Origin of the sequence: Mammaliicoccus sp. N-M50 (assembly GCF_022386995.1) — a bacterium.
Lineage (GTDB): Bacteria > Bacillota > Bacilli > Staphylococcales > Staphylococcaceae > Mammaliicoccus > Mammaliicoccus sciuri_A.
The window spans coordinates 178,620-202,348 of sequence record NZ_JAJNJA010000005.1; the positions used below are offsets into that span (position 1 = coordinate 178,620).

Genomic DNA, 23,729 nt, shown 5'->3' on the forward strand with positions numbered 1-23,729 from the left:
TTTCATTACTACAATGAATATATTTATCTTTTTAATGTTAATATTACTTTTTTATAGAAACTTACAATAATATGATAACCTAGTTGATAATCATTATCAATGACATTATGTAAAGAATTTACAGTAGGATAAGACTTTCTATCCATAAAAAAACAGAAGCCTCTTATCGAGACTTCTGTCATTTAATCAATATATTCAACTTCATTTAGTGTGCTGTTTGTCCGCCGTCTGCGAGATAAACTTGTGCTGTCATGAATTTGGCTGCGTCTGAAGATAGGAATAATACCATTTCTGCGATATCTTCAGGTTGTGCTGCTTTAGCCATTGGGACGCCTGATATCATTTGTTGCCATTTCTCTGGATCGTCTTTCCAAGATTTTGTCATTTCTGTTTCTGTTAGTCCTGGAGCAATTGCATTAATTCTAACGCCACTTTCACCGTAATCGAATCCTGCTGATTTTGTCATACCTACTACAGCATGTTTAGCTGCAACATATGGTCCCATTTCAGGGTCTGCAATCAATCCAGCTACAGAAGCTGTGTTTACAATTGTTCCACCGTTTTCAAGCATTTGTGGAATTTCATATTTCATAGATAAGAAGACACCTTTAACGTCTACATCTAATACTTTATCAAAAGTTTCAACATCGATATCAGCAAATTTATTTGGTTTATTTAGAATACCCGCATTATTAAATGCATGATCTAAACTGCCAAATGTTTCAACTGCTTTATCGACTAAATTTTTCACTTGGTCAGGTTGTGAAACATCTGTTTTTACGAAAATGGCATTACTATTTTTGTCTTTGATTTCTTGAACCGTTTGTTCAGAACGTTCATCGACATCACCAATTACAATATTGGCACCATTTTCAGCAAATTTTAAAGCAGTAGCCTTACCAATACCCGAAGACGCACCCGTAATTAGAACCGTTTTGCCTTCAAATTCACTATACTTAATCATCCGAATCACTCCTATAATATTTATACTTATATCATATCAAGTAATTTTACATAATTGTTGCAAAGTAACTCGGGTGAAATATGAATTTTTCTAAATTATTTATTTTAAATCTTTATCTCTTAATTAATGGAAAAATATTGCCTGGGAAATGAATTGAAGTTGTATTATTTTTTATTTTTTAAATCTAATAAATATCTATAATAAGCCACTCTCACTTCAGAATCTCTAGCATAGAAGAAATGCTGTCCTGGGAACGTATTAACCTCAAACAGCCATATTTTTCCGTCAGGTTCTATACCAATATCTATACCTAATGCATCAATATCGAAATTATAAAGCTTCTCAAAATTGAGCGGAATCGTTTTACATAAATTATTGAGTTCAATCCTTATATCTTTCCAATTCTTCTCGAAATTATGTTCTAAAAATGGTGTTAACATTGCTACACCACCGCCTTGACTTACATTTGATGTGATATTTTTACCTACACCTATGCGTGGATAGATTTCAACTTTTTCCCATTGACCTTTTTGATTTTTTCTCACATGAAGTCGAATATCAAATGGGTTATTTTCAATTGTTTGTGATTTTATGAAAGGTTGCGCAACGTACTTCTCTTCGCTTATATTCTCATTATAAAAAGTTTGTAGCTCATCAATTTCAATTGTCCAACTTTTATCATCGTTTAGAACATCGATTTTTTCATCGCTTTGATTCAGAACAAATATATTTCTACCTTTACTGCCAAGAGTCGGCTTTAATACAATTTTTTTATACTTTTGTAGATGATTTTTTAAATCATCATAAGAAGCCACTTCATCAGTTGGAATAATTAAATCTTCAAATCTTTTACTTTCTTGCATCTTATTAAAAATAAATGATTTAGACCCTAAACCTGGTGTTGTAAATATAGCTTTCTTCTTTAAAGCTTTAAATATTTCAGGATATTTTCGTTTATCCATCGGTACATTATCCACTATATCAGGAAATTCTGTACGCTTTTTTACCCATTGTCCATCTTCAAAAAACAAACCATCAATTGTCTCATTTTCAAGATCAACATCATCATAAGTAAATACAAAAAAGTCTATATTATAAAAATTACTTATATATGTTAGTGTTCTTCCAAGCACACCTTTTTTATGCTTTTCTCGTAATAATCCTACTTTCATAAACAAAATCCTCTCTTATTTAATTTTTATTTCAAATGCTCGATTTTCCCAGTCTGTTTCAATATATTCTTTACCTTCAGCAATAAATTCTACTATTTCTTTAAATTGTTCATCATTCACATAATCAGGACACCAAAAAGTATCCAAATTATTTGCGTAGAATGGCACTAATCTAAGTTTAATTTCATCATTTTCAAGAAACTTCAATTTTGTTAAGAAACCATATGGTAATGCATCATGTTTATCAAATTCACCGTTACTATTAAAAATCCCATTTCCCATACTATAAACAATCACTGTGTTGTTATACCTTCTTAATTTTTGAATCGTATGAGGACCGTGTCCAAGTATTAAATCGCAACCACTATGAATTAATTGTTCTGCATTCTCAACTTGATACGGTAAAATTTGTTTAAAATCAACGCCCCAATGTGGTTGTACGATGATAAAACAATTAGGATCTTCTTGTTTCTTTCTTCGAATTTCTTCATTTATTAAATATAATGGTGCCACACCTGCATCATGACCAATAGCGTAAAAATCAAATTTACGATATGCAATTTTGCGATACCAATAGCCATTATAAATATATACATTTCTATTATTTATATTTAAATGTATCGGTGCTAAAGCTTCTTTAGAGTTCAGACCAGCACCAAATACTTTTAAATCGTTATTTTTAAAGCCTTCAATAGTCTGTTTTAAACGATTAAGTCCGAAATCCATCGCATGATTGTTTCCTAAAGAAACAGCATTTAAATTTAATGACTTTAATGCATTTAATGTTTTCTCTTCATTTGCCCATAATAAAAATGGTTTCGCACCTTCTAAATTTGATACTTCACCTTCTTCAGTAAATACTGCTTCAAAATTGATAATGTTATATCCATTTGGATTAAAGAATGTCTTTAAATGCTTCAATGAATGATCATAACCATAACGCATTAATGCATCTTCTTGATTGCGTTTTTTTCGACGTTCTGTATAAAATTCTCCAAAGTATGTATCACCTAAAAAATTAATTTCTTTTTCACCTGTGAATGTTTCAACTTCTAATTTAGGCGCTTTAATATCGAATTGAATTTCGTCCATTGCTTCTTTCAGTAAGAAATCTCTATGAAACGCGTTATCTGCACCCATTACAGCTAGTAACACACGCTCATTATTAATGTTAGTTAAGACAATCCCACTATTATCATGTGACCCAAATAAGTAGTTGCATACGACACGATCATCAGTATCTATGAAACTTGGATTTTCATAAACAGTGCCACGATAATCAACTAATGAACTATTATATAATTTAAAATCTTTTTCATATTGGCCAAACATTTTTTCTCCAATCTTCAAAAGATCTTCTATCGTATAAGATTGAGGCTTATTTTTCATCTTTCTACCACTAATATTTATAGCAACCTGCTTTTCTAAATCATACTCATCTCGCTTCACTTTCACTTTGATAGCAGGATTATTTCTAGTAGGATCTAGATGTTCTGCGATAGCCAATACAGCTGCATTACAATTAAGATTAATGACTAATTGTAATAACTTATATATCGTAATTTCTTTCCCTTCTTCTAAAAACACTTTATCTTTTCTAGAAGTTTTAGAAATAAATTCACTAATTTTCACACTTGCTTGTAGTTTAATCTTTTTATATTTAAGCAAATCTAAAACATAATTTAAAAATAGAGCATTACCCAGTCCATAATCATTTTTGTCTTTATTGCCCTTATCATATAGTACTTTTTTATCATTTAGACGCATCGCCACGACTTTATAATTATTCATACACTTAACTCCTTCATAAATAAAATTAATAGAAAGAATCTATAATCACTTTTTGAACTTACTAAATTGAATAGTGTAAAAGATAAAGAATTTAAATTAAATATACCAAATAAAAATAACATTACACTGCTTTCATGTTAATCCTCTTTTAAGCATTTTTACATTTACATTTTATTACAATTATTAGCCCTTTACTATATTAATTAAATGTTATTTTACGAACTAAAATGTCCGGATATTGTTTTGTTTTAATAATATTTTACATTTTATATATATTAAAAATTTTCTCTATCCTCATAATATTCACTTTTTCAGCTTGCACATTTAATATAATAATTATATAAACTTTATATACCAATATAAATAAATAAAAATAGAAGTGAATTTTGAATAAAGTTGAAAAATGGACTTATAATGTCCATTTAAATATATATATTATACATCAGGAGTTGATTAAGTTGGACAAAGCCACTCGTGTATTATCATTACTCACGCGTCTATTAAACGGGGATGTTGTGAACAAGTCAGAGTTTAGCAATATTGCTAATGTTGGAGAAAAATCGATACAAAGGGATATTAATGATTTAAATATGTTTTTCTATGAGAGTGATTATTGGAATAACAAGAATACTAAAATCGTTTATAGTCGTTCCCTAGATGGATACGTTCTTTCAAATGGTTCATATTCAGCCGATAGCTTAGCACTGTTAAGTCTATTAATTAAAATCAAAAGCTTAACACCTATGTTGCACAAAAGTGTTTATAACCTTTTCTTAGATAATATTTCGCTTAACCGTATTGAAGATAAATACATTCTAAAAAGTGTTTTGAATCACTTTAATTTACGTTCCGAACCACTACCAGGTATTCATTTAATGAATTTGCAAGAATGTATTACGAAAGGGTTAAAAGTTCGTATTGAATTAGATGAAAAGTTGGTTGTAAAGCCATTGTCTCTTATGTATATGCACTATGATTACTGGTTAACTTATGAGTATGAAGCTAAAATTCATACCGTTAAAGTTCAAGATATTAAATCAGTATATATTTTAGAAGCTTCTACATATGAAAATGTACCCAACTTACAACCTGTTAAATTTGAAATAGACGTATCTATTTGGGATCAGTTTAAACAGCAATTTTCAATCAAAGAAATCTTAGAATACAAAGATAATAAAATTATCGTCTTAGTATCATGTACAGAACTAGACTCCTATTACATAGCATATCAACTAGCACCACTCGCACGCATGTTAGGTCCACAAGCTTATATCGATGCCTTTATAAACCGTTTAGACAAAATAAAACACACATACAAAGGAGAATGATTTATGAAGAATTTATTAGGCGTTTGTTTAGTATTAGTTCTATTATTAGCAGCATGCGGAAAGAATGTAGACGGTACATATTCGAATAAAGACATTAGTATTACAGCAAATAGCGAGACTGGAGAAGCAACATTACATATGGATGCACTAGAATCAGGCGGACTATTTGGCATAGGTGCAAATGACGGGAACATTGACGGAAAAGTCAACTCAGATGATAAAGTCATGACATTTAAAACAGAAGACGGTCAAGATTTACAACTTAACTATAAAGTCAAAGGAGACAAACTCATCATTGATAGTCCAGGGAATGGCGATGAAGAAGTAGAGTTGACTAAAGAATAGGAGTAGAGAATATAAATGGACATATTCAAAAAATATTTTAATACACCGAAAGTACCTATTACTTTTTACTACACACCTTATATCTATGTATTCTTGACGAAGTTTATTTATATGACGTTTGATGGCTCGTATAGCTTAATGAGTTGGATTTACAATATAATACTGTTTCTTCTAGGTAGCTATACTTTCGCATGGATGAGTGATTACGTCTTACAATTTAAAAGTAATGTTTTTCTAAGGTACTTCTTTATGAGAAGCGTCATTTTTAGAAGAGACTTCGGTACGCTTGCTCGAATGTCGTATGATTATAATCGTCAAACAATGCCTACTAGTAAATTACATGTTCAAGGCAATAAATGGACTTGGCGTGAAGCTCATGAAACTTATATCAAACGTGTTTTCTTTGGATTTATTATAAATATAATTGCTAAGTATATTTTAGCTTGGATGTTTTTATTCGTATTTACGATTTCAATATTCCTACATCCTATCGTTATGAAGAAATACTACAAAAGAATTAAAGAATTAGAAGATATTGAACCTTGGGAAGAGGTATAAAGGTGTTTGACGATAGAGGTAAAATCTTTGGTTATGTACACAGACCCGTGGAAGAAGAAACGCCATGTGGTTGTATTTTAGGAATGTTAGGTACATTTACATTTTTAATGTTTTTAGGCGCACTTAGTGCACTAGGCGGTGATACTGAAGCTGCAAATTGGTTTAAAGACATTGGTGCTGGATTATATAAAATCTATCGAGTCATATTTACGCCAATATTCCTTATCATGTCATTCTTTATAGTGAAGTACATTTTCATTTCATCACTATATTTGGGAGAAAAATTCTACAAAGAAACGCCAACAAAATCCCGAAAAATGATAATCACTATCATAATGACATGTATTATAACTATATTTTTATTATATAAACTCGCAATGTTCATACGTTTAATTTAACTAGAACACCGAATTAATAACTTAAATGGGAGATTTAACATGAAAAAATTATTAAGCATATGTTTAGGGTTGATTATTTTATTGGCTGCTTGCGGATCTGATAGTAAAAATGATGAAAAGTCTAAAGAAAATAACACTTCTAATTCACAGCATGAAAAGAAAAATAATTCGGAATCAAATAGTAAAGTCAGCAGTATAGATAAAGAACTGGAAAAGGAACTGCAAGAAAATGAAAACAAAGTAGATGCATCTTCAGAAGACGATGAAGATGAAGAATTCAACAAATTTGAATATGATCTAAATTATGTAGTATCTAAGAAAGAAAAAGATCAATTGGAAAAATTGTTATATAAAGACACGAATGCTTATGGAAAGATTACTGACATTGACCACATATGGCAATATGGTCAAGAAGACAGACATGATCAAACATTCACTATTGATGGACAGAGTATTATTTATGACGGGAAAAATAAAGATTTATTTAAAGACAAGGAGAGTGAAATGTATCAGGTTAAAAAAATCGATGATCATTCTGTTGAAGGTGTTATAGCAAAAACACCAGAATCAAAACTTCATGAAGTAAGTAACCCTGTACTTAAAAATAGTAAACTGATAATAACGTATATTGACGATAATACAATCAAAATTAAAAAAGATGACTACCCAGAAGAAACGTTACATGCATCTATTAATAATGACGGAGAATAAATGATACATTATTGCCTGGGAAATCACATAAATGACTAAGATAGAATCTTTTATATGATGATAAACAACCTGAACTTATTTACTGAAGTTCAGGTTGTTTTATTTTAACCTACTATAATTTGGAAAATTTAGGGTTTATTACAACATACTCTTTTTGCTAAAATAGTTATACATAATATAGATAACTTTATTCTTTTTATTTTAGGTAACTCACTCAAACAAAGGAGGATTATTCAATATGAAGAAATTAATGGTCGTAACAAGTATTTTAGTACTATTATGTGCTGCGTGTAGTAGTGATAAAGAAAAATCAACTGCTCATCAAAAGGATGAAAGTACTAAAACTGAAAGTAAGCAGAATGATAGTTCTAAAAATGAGCGTACGCAAAAAGATAAAGACAACTCTAAGTCTGATTCACAAGAAAATGAAAATGACCAATCAAAGAATGAAAATAAAGCTCATGAAGATAAACCTAAACAAGTTGAAAATGTAAAATCAGATGTTAATGAAGTTTCAGATAAGACAAAGTTAGCTTTAGCCTTTTTTGCTGATAAAGATGGAGAATATATCGTAACGAAAGATGAAGTATTAACTGGTGTTTTTGAACAATTTTCTCAAGGTGAAAAACAAAAAAAGAAACTACATAAACTATTGTTAATAGAAGAAAAAAATATCCAAGACGCACCAAATGGTATGAAATTCTATACTGTATACCCAGCCAAAGGTAGCTTTGCAACTGTAGTTGGTTTGAGTAAAGATAAATTGTATGTCGGTGGAACTCAAGCTGTATTAATATACAAAGATTTATTAAAAACAGGTAATGAATATAACCTACAAGACTTATACGATAAAAATAAAAATTATACGTCACTTGAAGAAGTCGCAAATAAAATTGAAATAAAGAAAGAACATCCAGACCATAAAACAATAGAAGCGTTTGAAGATCAAGAAAACCCAGGAACAGAAGCACACTTTAGATCACAAGTGTATGGCATGATTTCTGATTTTGAAGGAGAACCAATAGGAAAAAGTAAATATTTAATAGATATCGTGAGAAAGGACGATAACGGTAATTGGTACGTAAACTATCGTAATGAACACGGTGAAATACTTGGTACATACACAACGAAAGGCGAAGATATCGTAAAAAAAGATGCTGAAGGCAATATTATTGAGCAAAAACATATAGAAAATAGACATCAATAAACGGAAGAAAATACAATTTTGTACGACATTAAAATAACTACGCTACTTAAAAATAGTCTCTTAAGTCATTATTGAAGGAGTAGATAATGTGATTAGAAAATTTGAAGATAGTGATTTTAAAAATGTTGTGAATTTTATATATTCAAATAATAAACATTCAAAAAGTAAAATAGGTTATGCTGGAATTGTTAAAGATGAGATAGAAGAAACACTTAAGCAAGATTTTTCTGATTTAGCGTTACATGAATCGATTTTTTTACAAACTGAAAATGAAGAAATAAAAGTCTTATTTGCTTTAGATGTGGACAAAGAAAGTCAAAATGTAGAAGTATGGGGTCCTTATTATAATGATAAAACTTCAATAGAAGATATAGATAAAGTTTGGCAGTATATATTACATTCTAATTTTAAAGGTTATAAATTTTTATTTTTTATTAATAAAGAAAACGAAATGGGAATAAACTTTGTTGATCAATATTTAAAATCTGATAGACAAGGTGAACATGTAGATTTAGTTTATAAATTAGACGATAAGATAGATATGTATGAGAATACTAAAACTGTTAAAGTTGTAGAGAAAGAATACAGTGAAAATATAATATCTATCCATAATACATTATTTAAAGATAGTTATTATAACGGTGAAAAGTTGTTTTCAAATTTAAAAAAAGAGGAAGTAAAAATATACATTTTAGAACATGATGATTTTGGAGATATAGGATACTTATATTGTGAAAAATCTGATGAAGACCAAGAAATTTATATTGATTATATTGGTATAGATTTAAAGTATCAAGGTAAATATTATAGCAAAGAATTGTTATATCATTTATTAAAATCAGTTGATAGAAATAAATATAAATACATTAGAACATGTGTGAATAGTGATAATAATAAAGCCTTAAATATGTTTAAAAAGCTTAATTTTAATATAGAGGATTCAAATATATCATATACAATTAGGCCATATTAATATACAAATAATGTTAGTAACGACAAGTAATAGTTGCAAGTGCTATTGCATTAGGCTTAACAACATTATCAAATAACCTAAAAGTATAGTGTGCATCACTTAATCGATTCAATTAATATTATGGAGGTACGTCATTGTGCTAAAGTTTGATAAAAAAAAGAATGGTTTTTTGAAGTGGTTTTTGTTCACTATACAAATGATTTTAGCAATATTTTTAGCATTTTTTGCTTATAAACAAATGAATCAAGATCATTTAGATACTTCGTTTACTATCTTTACAGTACTTTTTTTAATCTTTGTATTTTGGAATACTAAACATTATCACACTGATTAAATAAAACAATAAATTTTAGTAGTCTAAGTGAAGTTAAGGAGGAACGATTATGAAAAAAGAGAACAGTTTAAATAATGATTTTACTATGGCAACGGTGTTAAATATTATTCTTCTATTCGCTATAATTTTTACAATGCCAATAGAGAGTTTAACTTTGTCTATCGTATTAGCTATAATAGCAGGAGTGAATGCGATATATTTACTTGTTAAAGTTTTAAAAATGAAAAATAAATATCAATAAACAACAACTCAAAAACACCCTAGTTCATTAGGGTGTTTTTTGAACTTATTTTTTTCTCTTAGGTGGACTATTTAATAAAAATAAAGAAACGATGCTTACTGAAATCCCTAAACAGAAAGAATAAATAATAATCCCAAGAGTACTTTCTGGGTAAGGGAAAATATATCTAAACGTACAAATGATTAAAAATGAAATTAATCCTATTTTAAATATGTATATGATTCTATCCATATTCATCACCTATTCCTTCTTATTTTTAGCCATCATTATAGTTGGTAATACTATACAAAAAATAAGAACAATTACAAAAACACCAACATTCATAAGAGTTCCTCCTCTATTCATGATTTAATACATACTTAATTACATCAACATTATAACCATAACGTAATAAAACTAAATCTTTAGTCTTTAAATCAGGTGCTAAATGCTCTTGCAAAGCATCGATAGACTGTTTGATCAATAATAACCTAGACTCTAATTCCTCATTATTCATTAATTCTTAGACCTCCTGACCTTTTATATTTTTCGAATTAGCTCCCTTTTTTCAAAAGTTTCTTTTCTTCTCAGCTTAGTGTGCCTTTTTCTTTGATTCTTCGTCTTCACCAAATAGAAATCCTAATCCTATAACAAAAGTGATTGTGTTTAAAAGAACTAATATAAATGCTAAGAATTTTTTCATGATATTAAATTCCTCCTATTTGTTTTATAAAGCAGTTTAATTCCGTGACATCGTATCTATACTTGTATTATTTCTTCGCCATAATAATACACCTAGTATCACAATACTTCCTATATATAATGTCATTATTCCAACAAGTGCAACAAGCCCTGGTAATTGTTCACGAAAGATAATGAGTGATTCACTATTACCCGGGAAAATATTTCTCATTGCTTCTAAATATACAATGTGGAAAAACATATTTGCCCATAGTGATTGTGCATACTCTCTATACAATTGCAGTGCAATGCCAAACGTGAAAATGATGATAATATAACTTAAATCTAGCTGCCCTTTTTCGCCAAAAAAGATTGGCGTAAGCAATTGTGCTAGACAAGCTATGATTAGAAAACATATAGGCTGTATGATTAAAGTATTTTTAAATGACATCTTATTTTTCAACTCATTCAAAATTAATCCCCTTATAAAGACTTCTTCAGGAAATGCTTCATATAAAATTGCAAAGACGATATTAAAAAGAAAACTTAACCATACTCTACTATTTAAATTTATATGTATTTGATCATACATACCAGCTAACCCAGTCACAATAAATACCAATAACATTAAGATAAGTGGCAGACATATTGCGATAACAAATGACTTGTTTATTATAGGTACTTCTAAATTCAAATCAGATATTATATTTGGACGCTTTCTTTTAATTAAGATAAGTGTTATAACTGTTCCTATCGTAAATATTAGTCCACTTAAAAGCTGCTGAATTTTGTTTGGTATGTGGATGGCATGTTGTAAATATGTACTAAATACCGCTGAAAAAATTAATATTCCAGTACACAATGATATGTATAATATGATTCTTAACATACTAAAACTTCTATGTTCCAAAACATTCACCTCTCCATTGATATTTATATTAAAAAGTACTCTTAATTTTCATCCTCATTATTTGGAAAAATTAAATTTAAAAGCCCTCTCTCTCATATAATCCACCTTTATCTATTTTTTACAAATGTTTCTTTATTCATTTTTTATTTTATCAAACTACAGATTCATATTCTAATTTATGTCTAATAACAAAAGTATTTATAATATAAAAAGTGGCATTAAAAAATATTCTAATATAAAAATAATCAAAAAATAAAGTATTGAGTGTAAAAAGACATCTATGGTAGCATTACATTGTAAAAAATCATTTAATATTTATATGTTATATAGGAGATGAAAAAAATGAAAAAATTATTAATTCCTATACTATTGTTCGCCTTAATTTTATCAGCTTGTGGAAGTACAAAAGATAAAATTCAAGGTAATTGGGAGGATACTAAAAATGAAGGTTATCAAGTAGAAATAAAGGACAATGTTTTTGAAATTACACAAAGTGGTCTAACTTTAAAAGGTAAAATTGAAGAAGATAAAGATGGCAATTTAAAAGCGGATATTGATGGAGAAAAAGCTAAAGTAGATTATCAAGACGATAAGCTCATTATTGATAATATGAAGTTCAAAAAAATCGATTAGTGAAATGGAGATTATTGAATTGTTAATTGTGGATTTCTTTACAAATGATTTATATGGGTTTTATAACATCATTATTGTTCTTCTAATTATTATAGTAATACTTACTATAATAGCTTTTAAATTTTTGAAGTTTTTATACCAAATTAATAAAGAAATGAATTTCAATGAGAATGACGAACTTAATGAAACATTTAATGAACAATTTGAAGATGTGGAACCTCCTAGTGAATCAGCTGTTGATAAAAAAGTAGTGGAAGTATTAAGAGGGTACTCAGAAATTGATAGTCTTAAAGGGCTAAAAACTTTTAACGGATATGATGCTTATGATTTAGTAAAATCAATTAATGATTTTATATATAACAGTGATAAATTAGGAAATCAATTAAAAAATATCATTAATGACCCTATACCAATCGATTTAAACGTAAGTACACATTATTGTAACTGTGAAATAACCGATTTAAAATCCGGTGACTGTAAAGTAAGTATAAATTATACTAACTATTTTCAAATGAATGTAAACGATTTTTATTCTATCAATAGTTTTAATGACTTAGAAAAATATATTAAAGGCAATCTTATTTTGCATAGTGAAGCATATTAACATGGGGGACTTTAGGATGAAGAAAATATTAACAATAATTGGATTATTAGTATTTACATTAGCTGGTTGCGGAAAGGCTACTGAGGAAAAAGAAGTCAAATTCAGCGATGTTATGAATGACAAAAAAGAAACTATATCTTACTTAGTGGAAAATAGTTCTGACGATTCAGCAGAGTTAGGAAAAGACTCTAAAATTACAAAATTCATAGTAAGTAAAGACGGTAAAATTGCAGTATATAGGGATTATAGCGATGAAGATTCTGATAGCTATGAGTATGCTACTGATGTAGGAAAAATGATAAAAATGGATGACGATAAAAAACTTGATTATATTAAAAAAATGGATAAAAAAAGCTTTAATGTAGAAAAAGATTATAAAATAAAGGAAACTAAAGATAAAATTGAATCTGTCGAAGATAGCCTAGATAATGCTAAAAAAAGAGCTAAAGAAGATGATTATGATCCTGAAAGATATGAAATTGAAGGCGTACCAGAAGTTGAATTTTACTCCAAACAACTTACTAATTTAACAAAGGAATTAAAGAAAATATCAAATATTAAATATAAAGAACCTACTTTTAATAAATTAAAAATAAATATAACAACTGATGGTTCAGGAAATAATACGAAATCCGAATTTATAAATATTGGTTCTCAAACATTTGATGAAGATAGCAAAAATGGTATTTATAGATATTCAAAGGAATCTTCTAAGAACTATGGAGTAAATTTATCAAACGTTGTTAGCCCTACTGAAATATATGACAAAAAAATAGCAGGATTAAGTAACATTGATTTAATTGAAGAAGATAATGATTATGATGAACCAGCATATAGTGACTATGAGTACCTAATAACAGAAGTTGGAGATAAAACACAAAAATTCAAATTAGATCAACCAGATGATAAAGGTGTTAAAGAAAAATAAATACTTCTAATAATCCTGAACACTGATAGTTGTGTTCAGGATATTTTTATAGAGATATGTATTATGAGTAAATCCGAAAATTTTAAAAGATATTCTTTTTAAAATAGGTTTACACTTTTTAAGACTTATGGTTAATATAGGTAATATAGGAAAAAAAAGGAGAAAGAATATGAAATATTTCGACTTTACATTTAGTTTTAGCATATCAATGATTTTATATTTTGTAGCAGTAATGGTTGGTTTTCAGGAAGGTTATATAAGTTTATTACTATTTGCAATTCCAACTCTTTTATTAACGGTCTCATTGTTTATACTAGGAGGATATTATCGATTAGATGATAAAAATAAGTAAACTAACAAACTATTAAAAATTCAAAAATCTTATTTGGGTGTGGTACGAGATGATCGAGTTATTGGTTGTAATGGGTATTATTTTAATCAATATCATTTATGATGTAATTGTCTATGTGACACATAACGATATTTCATATATGATACTCCTTATCTTATTTAGCTTAGGTTTATATTTAAGCTATCAAACTCATGAGAGTAAAAGACATAAAACACGAAGACAAAGGGTTAAAGAATTATACTTAAATATCATGATAATCATGAGTATATCTTTAGGTGATATTCTGTTAGATGCAGCTGGTTGGGCAAATATTTATACAACGATAATTTATTATTTTGTCATAGTTGGCGTTATTATTCTTTATGTAAATAGAAGAAATGCTCAAATACACGATAGGCGTGACAAATAACATTATAAATTTTAATAGAAAATGTAAGTTAGTAGATATTAAAAATGAACAAAAAAAGAAGACAAGATAGGATAGACATAGAAATAAAAGTTTTCAACTTAATGTCAGCAATACTTAGTCTAATAAGTACTATCCTAAATCTTATCTTCTCACACAATTAAATCATTAGAGGGTCGCACCCTTCCTAATCTTATCTAATCATAACATAACACGAGGTGATCAATATGAAAAGTACCATGTTTCAATACTACACATCTATAGTAATTTTAATAGCAAGTGCTATTGTACTAGGCTTAACAATATACAACATTATCAAATAATTAACTTAATAACACTATTAACAAATTCTATACTTATATTTAGGTGATACAAGATGGTCGAGATATTGGTTGTAATGGGGATTATTTTGATTAATGTTATTTATGATGTAATTGTCTATATGACGCATAATAACATTTCATATATGATATGTTTATTTGCCTACAGTGTTGGTTTATATTTAAGATATCAATTTCATGAGAGTCAAATACATAAAACACGAAGACAAAGGATTAAAGATTTATTTATAAATCTCTCAATATACATGAGTATGACTTTAGGTTTTATACTGCTAAACGCAGCTGATTGGGCAAATACTTATACAATGCTTATCTATTGTTTTGTTGTAATTGGCGTTATTATTCTTTATATAAATAGAAGAAATACTCAAGTACGCAAAAGCCGTGACAAATGACGTCACGGCTTTTTTGTCGTCTTGATATTTAGGTGTTTTCACTAATAATTGGGCAAAATGATTGGGTTCATATATAATGAGTCCTAATATTATTTGAAATAAATTAACCTAACATTATCTAGATTAAGCCCAAAACGAAGGAGTTCTTTTATGATTATTCGAGAGATGAAACAAGAAGATAACGCAAAAGTAAAAGAAATTATACAAGATTCATTAGAATCACTTGGCCTTGCGATTCCTGGGTCTGCTTATTATGATCCTCAACTTAACGATCTTCATCAATATTATACGAATTTAAAACATGCGAACTATTGGGTAGCTGAAATTGACGGAGAAATTGTTGGTGGCGTTGGGATAGCACCGTTTAACGAACATGATAAAATTTGCGAATTACAAAAGTTATATTTAATTCCAAAAGCACAAGGACTAGGACTTTCTAAGAAACTTATGGAAACAGCACTATCCTTTGCCTTTGAACATTATGAACATTGTTATTTAGAAACAATGCATGAACTAAAAGCAGCATGTATCCTATATGAGAAATTTGGATTTACACTATTAAACGAACCACTCCCAGGTTCTGACCACTCAGATATGAATGCGTGGTATATAAAGTCTAAAGAAGATTAGTAAAAGCCATGACAAATTACGTCGTGGCTTTTATTAATTCTCTTCTCAGCAACAATACTTTCTATACACCCTTGTCATTACCTTCAAAAATATGTAAATTAAATATAAGTATCATTTTACACTAGAAGTAATACATATTATTTTAGAAAGTAGGTAAATGCCTTATGAGAAAATTATTCAATTTCATCATGACGATTATTGCGTTCTTATTATTAGCGTGTTTACCAGCTTTATTTGATGATCAACGTTTTAGTTTCTTGAATTATCTTAATGCATTGAAGTCGACGTTTTTATACATATTTCATCCTCAAGATATTATATTTACAAATAAAATATCACATGTTGAACGTAGTTTATTTCCATTCTTTATTGAACCTTGGATAAATACTATTGTGATTTTGTTTGCTGCGCTATTGTTAGCTTTTATCGTATCTTTATTATTTACATACATTCTATATGTTAATGATCATATTAAAAAATGGTATTTAAAAATTAATACAGTTCTATCTATTATTCCGGATATTTTTTACATACCTTTTTCTATTTCATTGGTGATATTATTTTATCGATATACAGATATTCTATTGTTTAATGTAGCGAATAGTTCCGAAGATAAAGCTTTAATATTCCCTATTTTGGTGCTATCGATTATACCTTTAGTGAGTAGTGTGACATTTTTAAGTAGTATTCTAGATGATGTATCTCGTGCAGATTATATTGAATTTTCTAGAGCGAAAGGTTTATCAAATATAGAGTTATATTTTAAACACATATTAAGGAATTTGTTTGCATCATATCTAATCAATTTTAAACACATTATTTGGATCACGCTTTCAAGTTTATTACTTTTGGAAAGAATCTTTAACATGCACGGTTTGTCATCATTTATATTTGATTATGGCTCTCCAGAAGTATTATTTGTCACGTTTATATTGATTTATGTACCTGTATCTCTCGCCATATTTATGAGTCATAAAGTATTATTTGCCTTCACTGGCGTACGGGGAGGGTTATCATGAAGAAATTTTATATACTATTAACGTTACTTATCTTACCTACGCTAGTTGGTGTGATTTATTTTGATTTACTCAACATCACGCCTAAACCTATGAACTTTCTATACAATTCTAATGGGGATATTATGAAAAGTTCTCCATTTGCACCTAGCTTTAAAGCATTGTTTGGTGTGGATGCCGCTTCTAAAAACATGTTATTTGAAGTGTTATCTGGATATCGTATCACTTTACTGATTATTATCGTCATATCAAGTTTATCGGTTCTTTGTTCAATTGTAATTGGAACTTATTTAGCATTTAATCGGAAGACAACAAGTATTTACAGTGTCTTTTCTAATGCTTTATTTTATATTCCACAATCTATATTGGCGTATATCTTATTGCAACCTTTGCTATATGAAACAATAGATGGCTTTACAACTACTATGCAATTTAGAATGACTTACACTATCACTATTCTGACAATCTTAATGATACCGACAACAACTATGCTGATAAAAGAATCAACCCAATATATATTAAATCAAGATTATATCGAAGCTGCATATACCATTAGTCCTAACGATAAGCATATATTTATCAAACATGTATTACCTAACATACAAACTCAATATTTGATCATATTTTTGAGAATATGTTTTCAAACTTTACTCGTCATGACTCATCTAGCCTTCTTCAAAATATTCTTCGGAGGTACGAAGGTTTGCTATGGACCCGCATGCGAAATAATAGAGCGACCAAGCATCAATGACTTAAGCAGTTTATTAGGCTTTCACTCTAATGAGCTAACAACAAACTGGTGGACATTCTACGCACCATTAGTTGGCATATTATATATATTTATCATTATTAATTTGATGTCGAATGAATTGAAGAGATCAATACTTAAATATTAAAAAGCCGAGACGACGGATGTCTCGGCTTTTAACTATATTACTGGGTTGTATGAAATTGGCGCACGATATTTTTGCAGTCTTCGTGCGATATGGCCTGATTTGACCCCTAACTGCACGATATCTCTCAGTCTTCGTGCGATACGACCTGTTTTCACCCCTTAGCGCACGATATCTCTCAGTCTTCGTGCGCTACAGCCCTATTTGACCCCCAACTGCACGATATCTTTCAGTCTTCGTGCGATACTGCCTGATTTCACCCCTTAACGCACGATATCTCTCAGTCTTCGTGCGATACGACCTGTTTTCACCCCATAACGCACGATATCTCGTAGTCTTCGTGCGATACAGCCCTTTTTGACCCCCAACTGCACGATATCTCTCAGTCTTCGTGCGCCCATACCTATCTTATAACATCTACTTAAGTACCAACTATTCCCCACCTAACTTAAGTTCCATTCCTTCAAATGAATTCAGTACGTATGGATCGTGAGATATGATGATAAGCTGCACTTGTTCTAATGTCTTTAACATTTGGATAATGGTTTCTTCACTCATAACGTCTAAGTTCGTCGTGGCTTCGTCTAATATAAGTACTTCAGGTTCTACGATTAAAGCTTTTGCTATCCATACTCGCTGGAATTGCCCGCCACTTAATGTACTAATGCGCTGCTTCAAAATACTTTTAGGTAGTAAACATCGCTCCAGTACGGTTTCAATTTTATGCCCATAATCCTCTTTATCAACACGATAATTTCTCAGTGGCTCTCTTAAAATATATTCAACTGTCTTACGTGGATTTAATGTATCTCGTTGATATTGTGGTACATATTGAATCGTCTTCATCCACTGTTTAAGAGGTATGCTTTCTTGCGGTCGATGATTAAACTTGATTGAACCTGTATAGTTTGAATCTAATCCTGCTATCATTTTAGCGAGCGTTGATTTCCCGCTTCCGCTCTTCCCACTAATCAATAAATTCTGACCTTCAATAGTAAGCGACAATCCATTTAATATATGCCGATGATTAATCGTTTTAGTTAAGTTCTCTACTTCAAGCATACGCTTCTCTCCTACGTGCGATAGACATTAACTTTCTAGCATACTCATGCTTCGGATGATTTAATACCGTTTCTTTATCGCCACTCTCAATGATTTGACCATCCTTCATAATACTAATATGTGTCGCATATGCTTTTACTAAATTAATATCATGTGTCACAAAGATAACTGTCATTTCATTTTGTCGATACATATCGCCTAAGTATTGCATTAAGTTGTGACAGTTTTCTTTGTCTAGTGCCGTAGTAGGTTCATCAAGTATTAAACACTTCGGACGTCTTATAAGTGCCATAATAAACGCTACTCGTTGTGCCATACCACCACTCAGTTCGAACGGATAACAATTCCATAACGCCTCACCATTTTCTAAACCAAATACTTTCATCAACTTTAGAATTTCTTCGTACTGTTCTTCAGCTGATAATTTAGAATGACTAGCCTCAAACAAATATTTAAACTGTTTCGCCAAAGTTATATTTTGAAACATGTTACTGTGCACATCTTGGAATACTGCATCCGTCTTATTTAAATCGATATCAATATTTCCCAGGTAATGAAGTTTACGATGTTTCATATTTAATATCGTCCTTGTCAGCAATGATTTGCCACTACCACTCTCACCGATTATGCAATGAAAATCACCTTGATTAACCGATAGTGAAATAGATTGAATTAACGGATGATCTCCGTCAAAAATACTCACATCTTGAACATTTAAAATGCGTTTTATTGCGTTATTTTTTTGTTCAACATTTGAAATAATAATGCATAACCTCCTATCAACATACCTGGGAAGAAGAATAGCCACGGTGCACTGTTAAAATAACCTTTGCCATCAAATAATATCGTTCCAAGTTCTGGTATAGGTGGCTTAATGCCTAAACCAAGAAAAGCTAAACCTGAAATACTCAAAATAATTTTACCGATATCTGCTGTTATCAAAGCTAATATATTACCCATTAAATGTGGCAATGTATGTGTAATGGTCGTTTGTACAGTTGAATTACCACTTAACACCGCATAAGAAATAAACGGGCGCTTTTGAATGTCACGTGTTAAATTTCTAAAGTAACGTAAATAGCGCCCTACCCATGCGATGGTTAACGCCAATATAAGACCAACTGTTGAATTGCTAATTAAACTTAAGACAACTAGCGCGATAATAAAGCTTGGAATCGCTAAAATCATATCTGCGATAAACATGAGTACTTTATCCATCCACTTTCTCTCGATACCAGCAATCATGCCAAGTGTTAATCCAATACTTACACTTATAATCATCACAACTGCTGATAAAGATAACGTAACTCCCGAACCTAGCATTAACCTATTTAAGAGATCTCTACCTAATTGATCGGTACCTAAGAAATGTTTAAGGCTAGGTGATTGAAGTGGTGCATCCGTTTCACCGCCATGCATTTGAACATAAATACCGCATAACAACAGAACACCTACTGCTAGACTAACCGCTATTATTAATCGTTTATTCATCATAATGAACGCCTCTTTTCACGAGACATTACGCGCTGCATATGTAATCTCGGTTCACTTTTCAAAATAATTAAATCTCCCCAATAGTTAATCAACATAATAAAGACCATAATAATCACAACAATACCTTGAATTAATGGATAATCACGTTGATTTATGGCGGTAATCAGCAACTTACCGATACCTGACATACTAAATATCACTTCTAATATAACGGCTTTACCGATTAGATGAATCATACTATTCACTGATATCGTCATTAATGGCGCAAATATTTCTTTTATTTGTATATAAATACGTGCACGTAACTTCACTTTTCTTAATACTGTAAGTTGATATGCATCGCTTTCTAACGTTTGTTCAATGAGATGTGCTGTCATTAATAACACATGACACCCTTCAATTATGACGATTGTTATAATCGGTAATAAGAAATGTTGCCAAGAATCACTGCCTACAAATGGCACTAATCGCCATCGTACGCCTGCATAATAAATGAGTAAGATTGCTATCCAATACTCGGGCATGGACGTCATAACTTGAGCAAATCCACGAATTACTCGAGCATATTTTGTTTCTGCATGTGACCCGATAATATATCCAATAGAATAGCCAAACAATAATAATATACAGGCTGATACAGATATTAATATCAATGTTGGACTTAATGACGCTAAGATGACATCTGTAACAGGTTCGTTTGAACTAAATGTATATCCGAGATGGCCTGTTAGTGCATGACCAAGCCAGTCTATATATCTCAAGAATATATTTTGTCCTAGTCCTAATTTATGCTCCGCTAATTCGATATGCTCTTGTGTAATTGTCGTATAACCATGTCGTTGTAAATAAAGTATGGCCGGATTACCTGCTGTCTTCTCAACTAACACATAGATGATAAACGAACTGATTACTAAATAAGATAGTAATTTCAGTGTTCGCTTAATGATCATTGTTCATTCACTTTCAGCGATTTATAGTCAACTGGTGCATCTGTTAAACCTGTGAATTTAAATGATTTAACTTTATCACTCACAACAAATGTTTCATTTGGATAAGCAATCGGCACACCAAAATATTGTTTATTAAAATGTTTAAAGATATCATCAAATGCGCGTTGTTGTTCATCTCTTGAAATCTTCGTTGTATAATCATCTAGTTGTTTTGTTAAAGTATCATCGTTTGCTAACACACCAGACTTACCGTCAACATTTTCGAATACTGAACTCATAAAGTTATAAGGCATTAATGCATCTGAATACGTTCTATAGAAGATTAAGTCATAATCTTTTTTCGTCCATAATGTATCGTAATAAGTCTGTGCATCTAACGTTTTAATATTTACTTTAATGCCGGCTTTCTTCAAATCTTGTTGTACTTGTTCAGACTTATCTTTCCAGTTCGGGAACTCTGCCGTTTGGATAACTAAATTAAATGATAAGACTTTGCCGTCTTTTTCAAACATGCCGTCACTATTTTTAGTATATCCTTCATCTTTTAATAACTTTTCAGCAGATTTAACATCGTATTCATGTGTTTGTTGATTATCATCATTTACAAATTGAACATTTTTCTGGAATATACCTTTCATTTCTTTATCAGATAAAGCTTTCGTATTAATGCTTTTGCTGATTGCTTCATGTATCGCAGGTTCTTTCAATACTTTATGATTCGGGTTAAATGCCATAAAGTGACTGACAGTGCTCGGTTTATCTTCAATCGTTAATGCTTTATTCTTTTTATCTTCTTTAATTTGTTGGTCTGTCAGCATACCTAAAGCACCGCCTGATATATCTACAGTGCCACTTTGTACTGCTGAATTTCTAGAATCACCATCTTCAATTGTTTGAAAGGCTAAATTGTATTTAACAGGATGTTCATTGTTAAAATGTTTATTAGGTTTCAATGTTGTCTTTTCTTTACCGTTCTTATCAACGACAAATGCACCTGTACCAATTGCTTCTTTGAACTTACCGTCGACTTTTTCACCTTCAACAGCATGAGGACTCATCATACGTAATGGACGTACTTGCGTTAATTCGTTCAATACTTGGTTAGATGGTGACTTTAATTTAATTTGAACGGTATGGTCATCTTTCACCACGACTTGATCTAATTTCTTTAATGTTTCAACTGTCGAATCTTTATTGATTGCTTTTGCGCGTTCGATTGAGAACTTCACTGCTTCAGCATTAAAAGGAGAACCATCTGAAAATTTAATGCCCTTCTTCAAATGAAATTCATAAACTTTACCTTCATTATCTACTTCCCATTTTTCAGCTAATCCTGCTGATACGCCTTTGTCTTTATCGTACTTTACTAAAGGTTCATAAACTGCACTATAAACAGGCATTGCTGCTTCATATCCTTGTGCATCTAATTTATCTGCTTTCGCTTCTGTTGGTAGTGATAACGTCACTTGCTTACTATCTTTCTGTTCATTAGAACATCCCGCTAATGTCAGTAAAGCACTTGCTGACAATACCATTAATAACCGCTTCTTCATTACTTCGTGCCTTCTTTCAATGTTGCTTTTACTAAAAATGATTCATGGAATAATGTTTGTAAATAATCATTTGGTGATAAATAAAAGTCATCATAATGCGTTAAATCAATCACATTAGGAACAGGTTCCTTAATAACAGCCACTTCAAATCCTTCAGCTACAAAGCTATCTACTATATGTTTTAAAGAATGATTTTGAGACGGTGTCGCACCGTATTTGTTTATCACGTCTTCCATAAATTGCTGACTTGGATTGTTTGTTAAATCTGAGAATGTCGCATAGTAGACGCCATTTGGCTTAAGTACAGCTTTCAAATCACGTGCATGTTGAGGTACATCCTCAATTAAATAAAGTACAGATGTACTAATTGCTGTGTCATATGTTCTGTTTGTATCTTGAGGTTTATCTGTTAACACATATTCCAATGGACGATCGCCTTTTAATTCTTTCGCTTTCTCAAGTGATAACTTCGCTAAATCCATTCCTACACCATATTCAAATGGAACGGTGTCATATAATCTACGTAGAAAGCCACCTTGATTACATCCGAAATCTAATATCGTATTACCTCTAACATCAGAATCATCCATCAATTGAATCGTTCTATCCCATCCATCAACATGATCATTTGCCATGTCATCATCTGTTTCTTGTCCCTTCTGCCACCATACATCGTATTCTTTCACCATTTATATTCCCTCAACTTCCTAAATCGTAATATTTACGTTTTATATGTTATATCATGTATTAAAGAAAAGCAATAAGAATTTTGTGGAGGTATGGGGTTAGAAAGTGACATCAAAATACACAAATAAATCCAGACACAAAAAAGCTGAGACACGTTGAATGTCTCAGCTTATTTAGTAGTATAAGCGCACGA

27 protein-coding genes and 1 pseudogene are annotated in these 23,729 nt (G+C 30.4%); 16 read left to right on the forward strand and 12 right to left on the reverse strand.

Annotated features, from left to right (window positions below):
* Positions 1-23: 23 nt before the first annotated feature.
* The 4 genes from LQ622_RS15080 to LQ622_RS09625 form a co-directional block, all read right to left on the reverse strand.
* Complete coding sequence (locus tag LQ622_RS15080; protein ID WP_275589930.1) at positions 24-146, reverse strand: hypothetical protein; 123 nt, start codon at positions 144-146, stop codon at positions 24-26.
* Between the two features lie 59 nt (positions 147-205).
* Positions 206-964: an SDR family NAD(P)-dependent oxidoreductase gene (locus tag LQ622_RS09615; protein WP_126477139.1), complete on the reverse strand. Its 759-nt coding sequence runs from the start codon at positions 962-964 to the stop codon at positions 206-208.
* A 164-nt stretch (positions 965-1,128) separates the two neighbouring features.
* A complete protein-coding gene (locus LQ622_RS09620; protein ID WP_126477138.1) occupies positions 1,129-2,136 on the reverse strand; it encodes a YheC/YheD family protein in 1,008 nt (335 codons plus the stop codon).
* A gap of 15 nt (positions 2,137-2,151) precedes the next feature.
* Entirely contained in the window at positions 2,152-3,927 is a 1,776-nt protein-coding gene (locus tag LQ622_RS09625; protein ID WP_239775015.1) for a CapA family protein, read from the reverse strand.
* Between the two features lie 458 nt (positions 3,928-4,385).
* Between LQ622_RS09625 and LQ622_RS09630 the strand changes: the two genes are divergently transcribed.
* The 8 genes from LQ622_RS09630 (at position 4,386) to LQ622_RS09665 (ending at position 10,022) form a co-directional block, all read left to right on the forward strand.
* On the forward strand, positions 4,386-5,255 hold the full coding sequence (locus tag LQ622_RS09630) for a hypothetical protein (RefSeq protein WP_037589627.1): 870 nt from the start codon (positions 4,386-4,388) through the stop codon (positions 5,253-5,255).
* A 3-nt stretch (positions 5,256-5,258) separates the two neighbouring features.
* Complete coding sequence (locus LQ622_RS09635; RefSeq protein WP_126477135.1) at positions 5,259-5,600, forward strand: hypothetical protein; 342 nt, start codon at positions 5,259-5,261, stop codon at positions 5,598-5,600.
* A gap of 15 nt (positions 5,601-5,615) precedes the next feature.
* Positions 5,616-6,158 (forward strand): hypothetical protein, encoded by a 543-nt coding sequence (locus tag LQ622_RS09640; protein WP_224658848.1) that lies wholly within the window; start codon positions 5,616-5,618, stop codon positions 6,156-6,158.
* A gap of 2 nt (positions 6,159-6,160) precedes the next feature.
* Complete coding sequence (locus tag LQ622_RS09645; protein ID WP_196307729.1) at positions 6,161-6,556, forward strand: hypothetical protein; 396 nt, start codon at positions 6,161-6,163, stop codon at positions 6,554-6,556.
* Between the two features lie 39 nt (positions 6,557-6,595).
* Positions 6,596-7,267, forward strand: coding sequence for a hypothetical protein (locus tag LQ622_RS09650; RefSeq protein WP_239775017.1), 672 nt, complete (start codon positions 6,596-6,598; stop codon positions 7,265-7,267).
* A gap of 238 nt (positions 7,268-7,505) precedes the next feature.
* The gene (locus LQ622_RS09655) at positions 7,506-8,474 is read left to right on the forward strand and encodes a hypothetical protein (protein WP_239775019.1); all 969 of its coding nucleotides are present in this window, start codon (positions 7,506-7,508) and stop codon (positions 8,472-8,474) included.
* Positions 8,475-8,562: 88 nt separating this feature from the next.
* Positions 8,563-9,447: a GNAT family N-acetyltransferase gene (locus LQ622_RS15175; RefSeq protein WP_239775021.1), complete on the forward strand. Its 885-nt coding sequence runs from the start codon at positions 8,563-8,565 to the stop codon at positions 9,445-9,447.
* Positions 9,448-9,830: 383 nt separating this feature from the next.
* Positions 9,831-10,022: a hypothetical protein gene (locus tag LQ622_RS09665; RefSeq protein WP_196307744.1), complete on the forward strand. Its 192-nt coding sequence runs from the start codon at positions 9,831-9,833 to the stop codon at positions 10,020-10,022.
* 373 nt (positions 10,023-10,395) lie between these two features.
* Here the strand turns inward: LQ622_RS09665 and LQ622_RS09670 are convergent.
* Together LQ622_RS09670 and LQ622_RS09675 are read right to left on the reverse strand one after the other, a co-directional pair.
* Positions 10,396-10,518 (reverse strand): annotated as a pseudogene (locus LQ622_RS09670) (hypothetical protein); the annotation flags it as partial.
* 222 nt (positions 10,519-10,740) lie between these two features.
* Positions 10,741-11,571 (reverse strand): CPBP family intramembrane glutamic endopeptidase, encoded by an 831-nt coding sequence (locus LQ622_RS09675; RefSeq protein ID WP_239775022.1) that lies wholly within the window; start codon positions 11,569-11,571, stop codon positions 10,741-10,743.
* A 363-nt stretch (positions 11,572-11,934) separates the two neighbouring features.
* On the opposite strand from LQ622_RS09675, the gene LQ622_RS09680 reads away from it, so the two are divergent.
* The 8 genes from LQ622_RS09680 (at position 11,935) to LQ622_RS09715 (ending at position 17,793) form a co-directional block, all read left to right on the forward strand.
* On the forward strand, positions 11,935-12,225 hold the full coding sequence (locus tag LQ622_RS09680) for an LptF/LptG permease family protein (RefSeq protein ID WP_204188515.1): 291 nt from the start codon (positions 11,935-11,937) through the stop codon (positions 12,223-12,225).
* Positions 12,226-12,244: 19 nt separating this feature from the next.
* A complete protein-coding gene (locus tag LQ622_RS09685) occupies positions 12,245-12,829 on the forward strand; it encodes a hypothetical protein (protein ID WP_239775023.1) in 585 nt (194 codons plus the stop codon).
* 16 nt (positions 12,830-12,845) lie between these two features.
* A complete protein-coding gene (locus LQ622_RS09690) occupies positions 12,846-13,757 on the forward strand; it encodes a hypothetical protein (RefSeq protein WP_239775024.1) in 912 nt (303 codons plus the stop codon).
* Positions 13,758-13,926: 169 nt separating this feature from the next.
* Positions 13,927-14,109, forward strand: coding sequence for a hypothetical protein (locus LQ622_RS09695; protein ID WP_037589639.1), 183 nt, complete (start codon positions 13,927-13,929; stop codon positions 14,107-14,109).
* Positions 14,110-14,158: 49 nt separating this feature from the next.
* A complete protein-coding gene (locus tag LQ622_RS09700) occupies positions 14,159-14,518 on the forward strand; it encodes a hypothetical protein (protein ID WP_239775025.1) in 360 nt (119 codons plus the stop codon).
* Positions 14,519-15,401: 883 nt separating this feature from the next.
* Positions 15,402-15,881, forward strand: a complete 480-nt coding sequence (locus tag LQ622_RS09705) for a GNAT family N-acetyltransferase (protein ID WP_239775026.1) — start codon at positions 15,402-15,404, stop codon at positions 15,879-15,881.
* Positions 15,882-16,045: 164 nt separating this feature from the next.
* On the forward strand, positions 16,046-16,900 hold the full coding sequence (locus tag LQ622_RS09710; RefSeq protein WP_239762785.1) for an ABC transporter permease family protein: 855 nt from the start codon (positions 16,046-16,048) through the stop codon (positions 16,898-16,900).
* On the forward strand, positions 16,897-17,793 hold the full coding sequence (locus LQ622_RS09715; protein WP_239762781.1) for an ABC transporter permease subunit: 897 nt from the start codon (positions 16,897-16,899) through the stop codon (positions 17,791-17,793). Before LQ622_RS09710 ends, LQ622_RS09715 begins: the two co-directional genes overlap by 4 nt.
* A gap of 429 nt (positions 17,794-18,222) precedes the next feature.
* Here the strand turns inward: LQ622_RS09715 and LQ622_RS09720 are convergent, their stop codons facing one another.
* Genes LQ622_RS09720 through LQ622_RS09745 form a run of 6 tightly spaced genes read right to left on the reverse strand, consistent with a single transcriptional unit; the run spans position 18,223 to position 23,538 of the window.
* A complete protein-coding gene (locus LQ622_RS09720; protein WP_239762778.1) occupies positions 18,223-18,852 on the reverse strand; it encodes an ABC transporter ATP-binding protein in 630 nt (209 codons plus the stop codon).
* Positions 18,845-19,612, reverse strand: coding sequence for an ATP-binding cassette domain-containing protein (locus LQ622_RS09725; protein WP_239775071.1), 768 nt, complete (start codon positions 19,610-19,612; stop codon positions 18,845-18,847). Before LQ622_RS09725 ends, LQ622_RS09720 begins: the two co-directional genes overlap by 8 nt.
* Entirely contained in the window at positions 19,579-20,346 is a 768-nt protein-coding gene (locus LQ622_RS09730; RefSeq protein ID WP_481817265.1) for an ABC transporter permease, read from the reverse strand. Before LQ622_RS09730 ends, LQ622_RS09725 begins: the two co-directional genes overlap by 34 nt.
* The gene (locus LQ622_RS09735; protein ID WP_239775075.1) at positions 20,343-21,293 is read right to left on the reverse strand and encodes an ABC transporter permease; all 951 of its coding nucleotides are present in this window, start codon (positions 21,291-21,293) and stop codon (positions 20,343-20,345) included. The genes LQ622_RS09730 and LQ622_RS09735 overlap by 4 nt, the downstream gene beginning before the upstream one ends.
* A complete protein-coding gene (locus tag LQ622_RS09740) occupies positions 21,293-22,849 on the reverse strand; it encodes an ABC transporter substrate-binding protein (RefSeq protein WP_239775027.1) in 1,557 nt (518 codons plus the stop codon). The genes LQ622_RS09735 and LQ622_RS09740 overlap by 1 nt, the downstream gene beginning before the upstream one ends.
* A complete protein-coding gene (locus tag LQ622_RS09745) occupies positions 22,849-23,538 on the reverse strand; it encodes a class I SAM-dependent methyltransferase (protein WP_239775029.1) in 690 nt (229 codons plus the stop codon). The genes LQ622_RS09740 and LQ622_RS09745 overlap by 1 nt, the downstream gene beginning before the upstream one ends.
* Between the last annotated feature and the right edge of the window lie 191 nt (positions 23,539-23,729).

Excerpts from the sequence above, each read along its gene's own strand:
- LQ622_RS09620 (WP_126477138.1), bottom strand. The coding sequence starts at position 2,136 with ATGAAAGTAGGATTATTACGAGAAAAGCATAAAAAAGGTGTGCTTGGA.
- LQ622_RS09710 (WP_239762785.1), top strand. The coding sequence starts at position 16,046 with ATGAGAAAATTATTCAATTTCATCATGACGATTATTGCGTTCTTATTA.
- LQ622_RS09615 (WP_126477139.1), bottom strand. The coding sequence starts at position 964 with ATGATTAAGTATAGTGAATTTGAAGGCAAAACGGTTCTAATTACGGGT.
- LQ622_RS09625 (WP_239775015.1), bottom strand. The coding sequence starts at position 3,927 with ATGAATAATTATAAAGTCGTGGCGATGCGTCTAAATGATAAAAAAGTA.
- LQ622_RS09705 (WP_239775026.1), top strand. The coding sequence starts at position 15,402 with ATGATTATTCGAGAGATGAAACAAGAAGATAACGCAAAAGTAAAAGAA.
- LQ622_RS09690 (WP_239775024.1), top strand. The coding sequence starts at position 12,846 with ATGAAGAAAATATTAACAATAATTGGATTATTAGTATTTACATTAGCT.
- LQ622_RS09720 (WP_239762778.1), bottom strand. The coding sequence starts at position 18,852 with ATGCTTGAAGTAGAGAACTTAACTAAAACGATTAATCATCGGCATATA.
- LQ622_RS09740 (WP_239775027.1), bottom strand. The coding sequence starts at position 22,849 with ATGAAGAAGCGGTTATTAATGGTATTGTCAGCAAGTGCTTTACTGACA.
- LQ622_RS15080 (WP_275589930.1), bottom strand. The coding sequence starts at position 146 with ATGGATAGAAAGTCTTATCCTACTGTAAATTCTTTACATAATGTCATT.
- LQ622_RS09695 (WP_037589639.1), top strand. The coding sequence starts at position 13,927 with ATGAAATATTTCGACTTTACATTTAGTTTTAGCATATCAATGATTTTA.
- LQ622_RS09650 (WP_239775017.1), top strand. The coding sequence starts at position 6,596 with ATGAAAAAATTATTAAGCATATGTTTAGGGTTGATTATTTTATTGGCT.
- LQ622_RS09745 (WP_239775029.1), bottom strand. The coding sequence starts at position 23,538 with ATGGTGAAAGAATACGATGTATGGTGGCAGAAGGGACAAGAAACAGAT.
- LQ622_RS09715 (WP_239762781.1), top strand. The coding sequence starts at position 16,897 with ATGAAGAAATTTTATATACTATTAACGTTACTTATCTTACCTACGCTA.
- LQ622_RS09680 (WP_204188515.1), top strand. The coding sequence starts at position 11,935 with ATGAAAAAATTATTAATTCCTATACTATTGTTCGCCTTAATTTTATCA.
- LQ622_RS09640 (WP_224658848.1), top strand. The coding sequence starts at position 5,616 with ATGGACATATTCAAAAAATATTTTAATACACCGAAAGTACCTATTACT.
- LQ622_RS09665 (WP_196307744.1), top strand. The coding sequence starts at position 9,831 with ATGAAAAAAGAGAACAGTTTAAATAATGATTTTACTATGGCAACGGTG.
- LQ622_RS09655 (WP_239775019.1), top strand. The coding sequence starts at position 7,506 with ATGAAGAAATTAATGGTCGTAACAAGTATTTTAGTACTATTATGTGCT.
- LQ622_RS09700 (WP_239775025.1), top strand. The coding sequence starts at position 14,159 with ATGATCGAGTTATTGGTTGTAATGGGTATTATTTTAATCAATATCATT.
- LQ622_RS09635 (WP_126477135.1), top strand. The coding sequence starts at position 5,259 with ATGAAGAATTTATTAGGCGTTTGTTTAGTATTAGTTCTATTATTAGCA.
- LQ622_RS09675 (WP_239775022.1), bottom strand. The coding sequence starts at position 11,571 with ATGTTAAGAATCATATTATACATATCATTGTGTACTGGAATATTAATT.
- LQ622_RS09730 (WP_481817265.1), bottom strand. The coding sequence starts at position 20,346 with ATGATGAATAAACGATTAATAATAGCGGTTAGTCTAGCAGTAGGTGTT.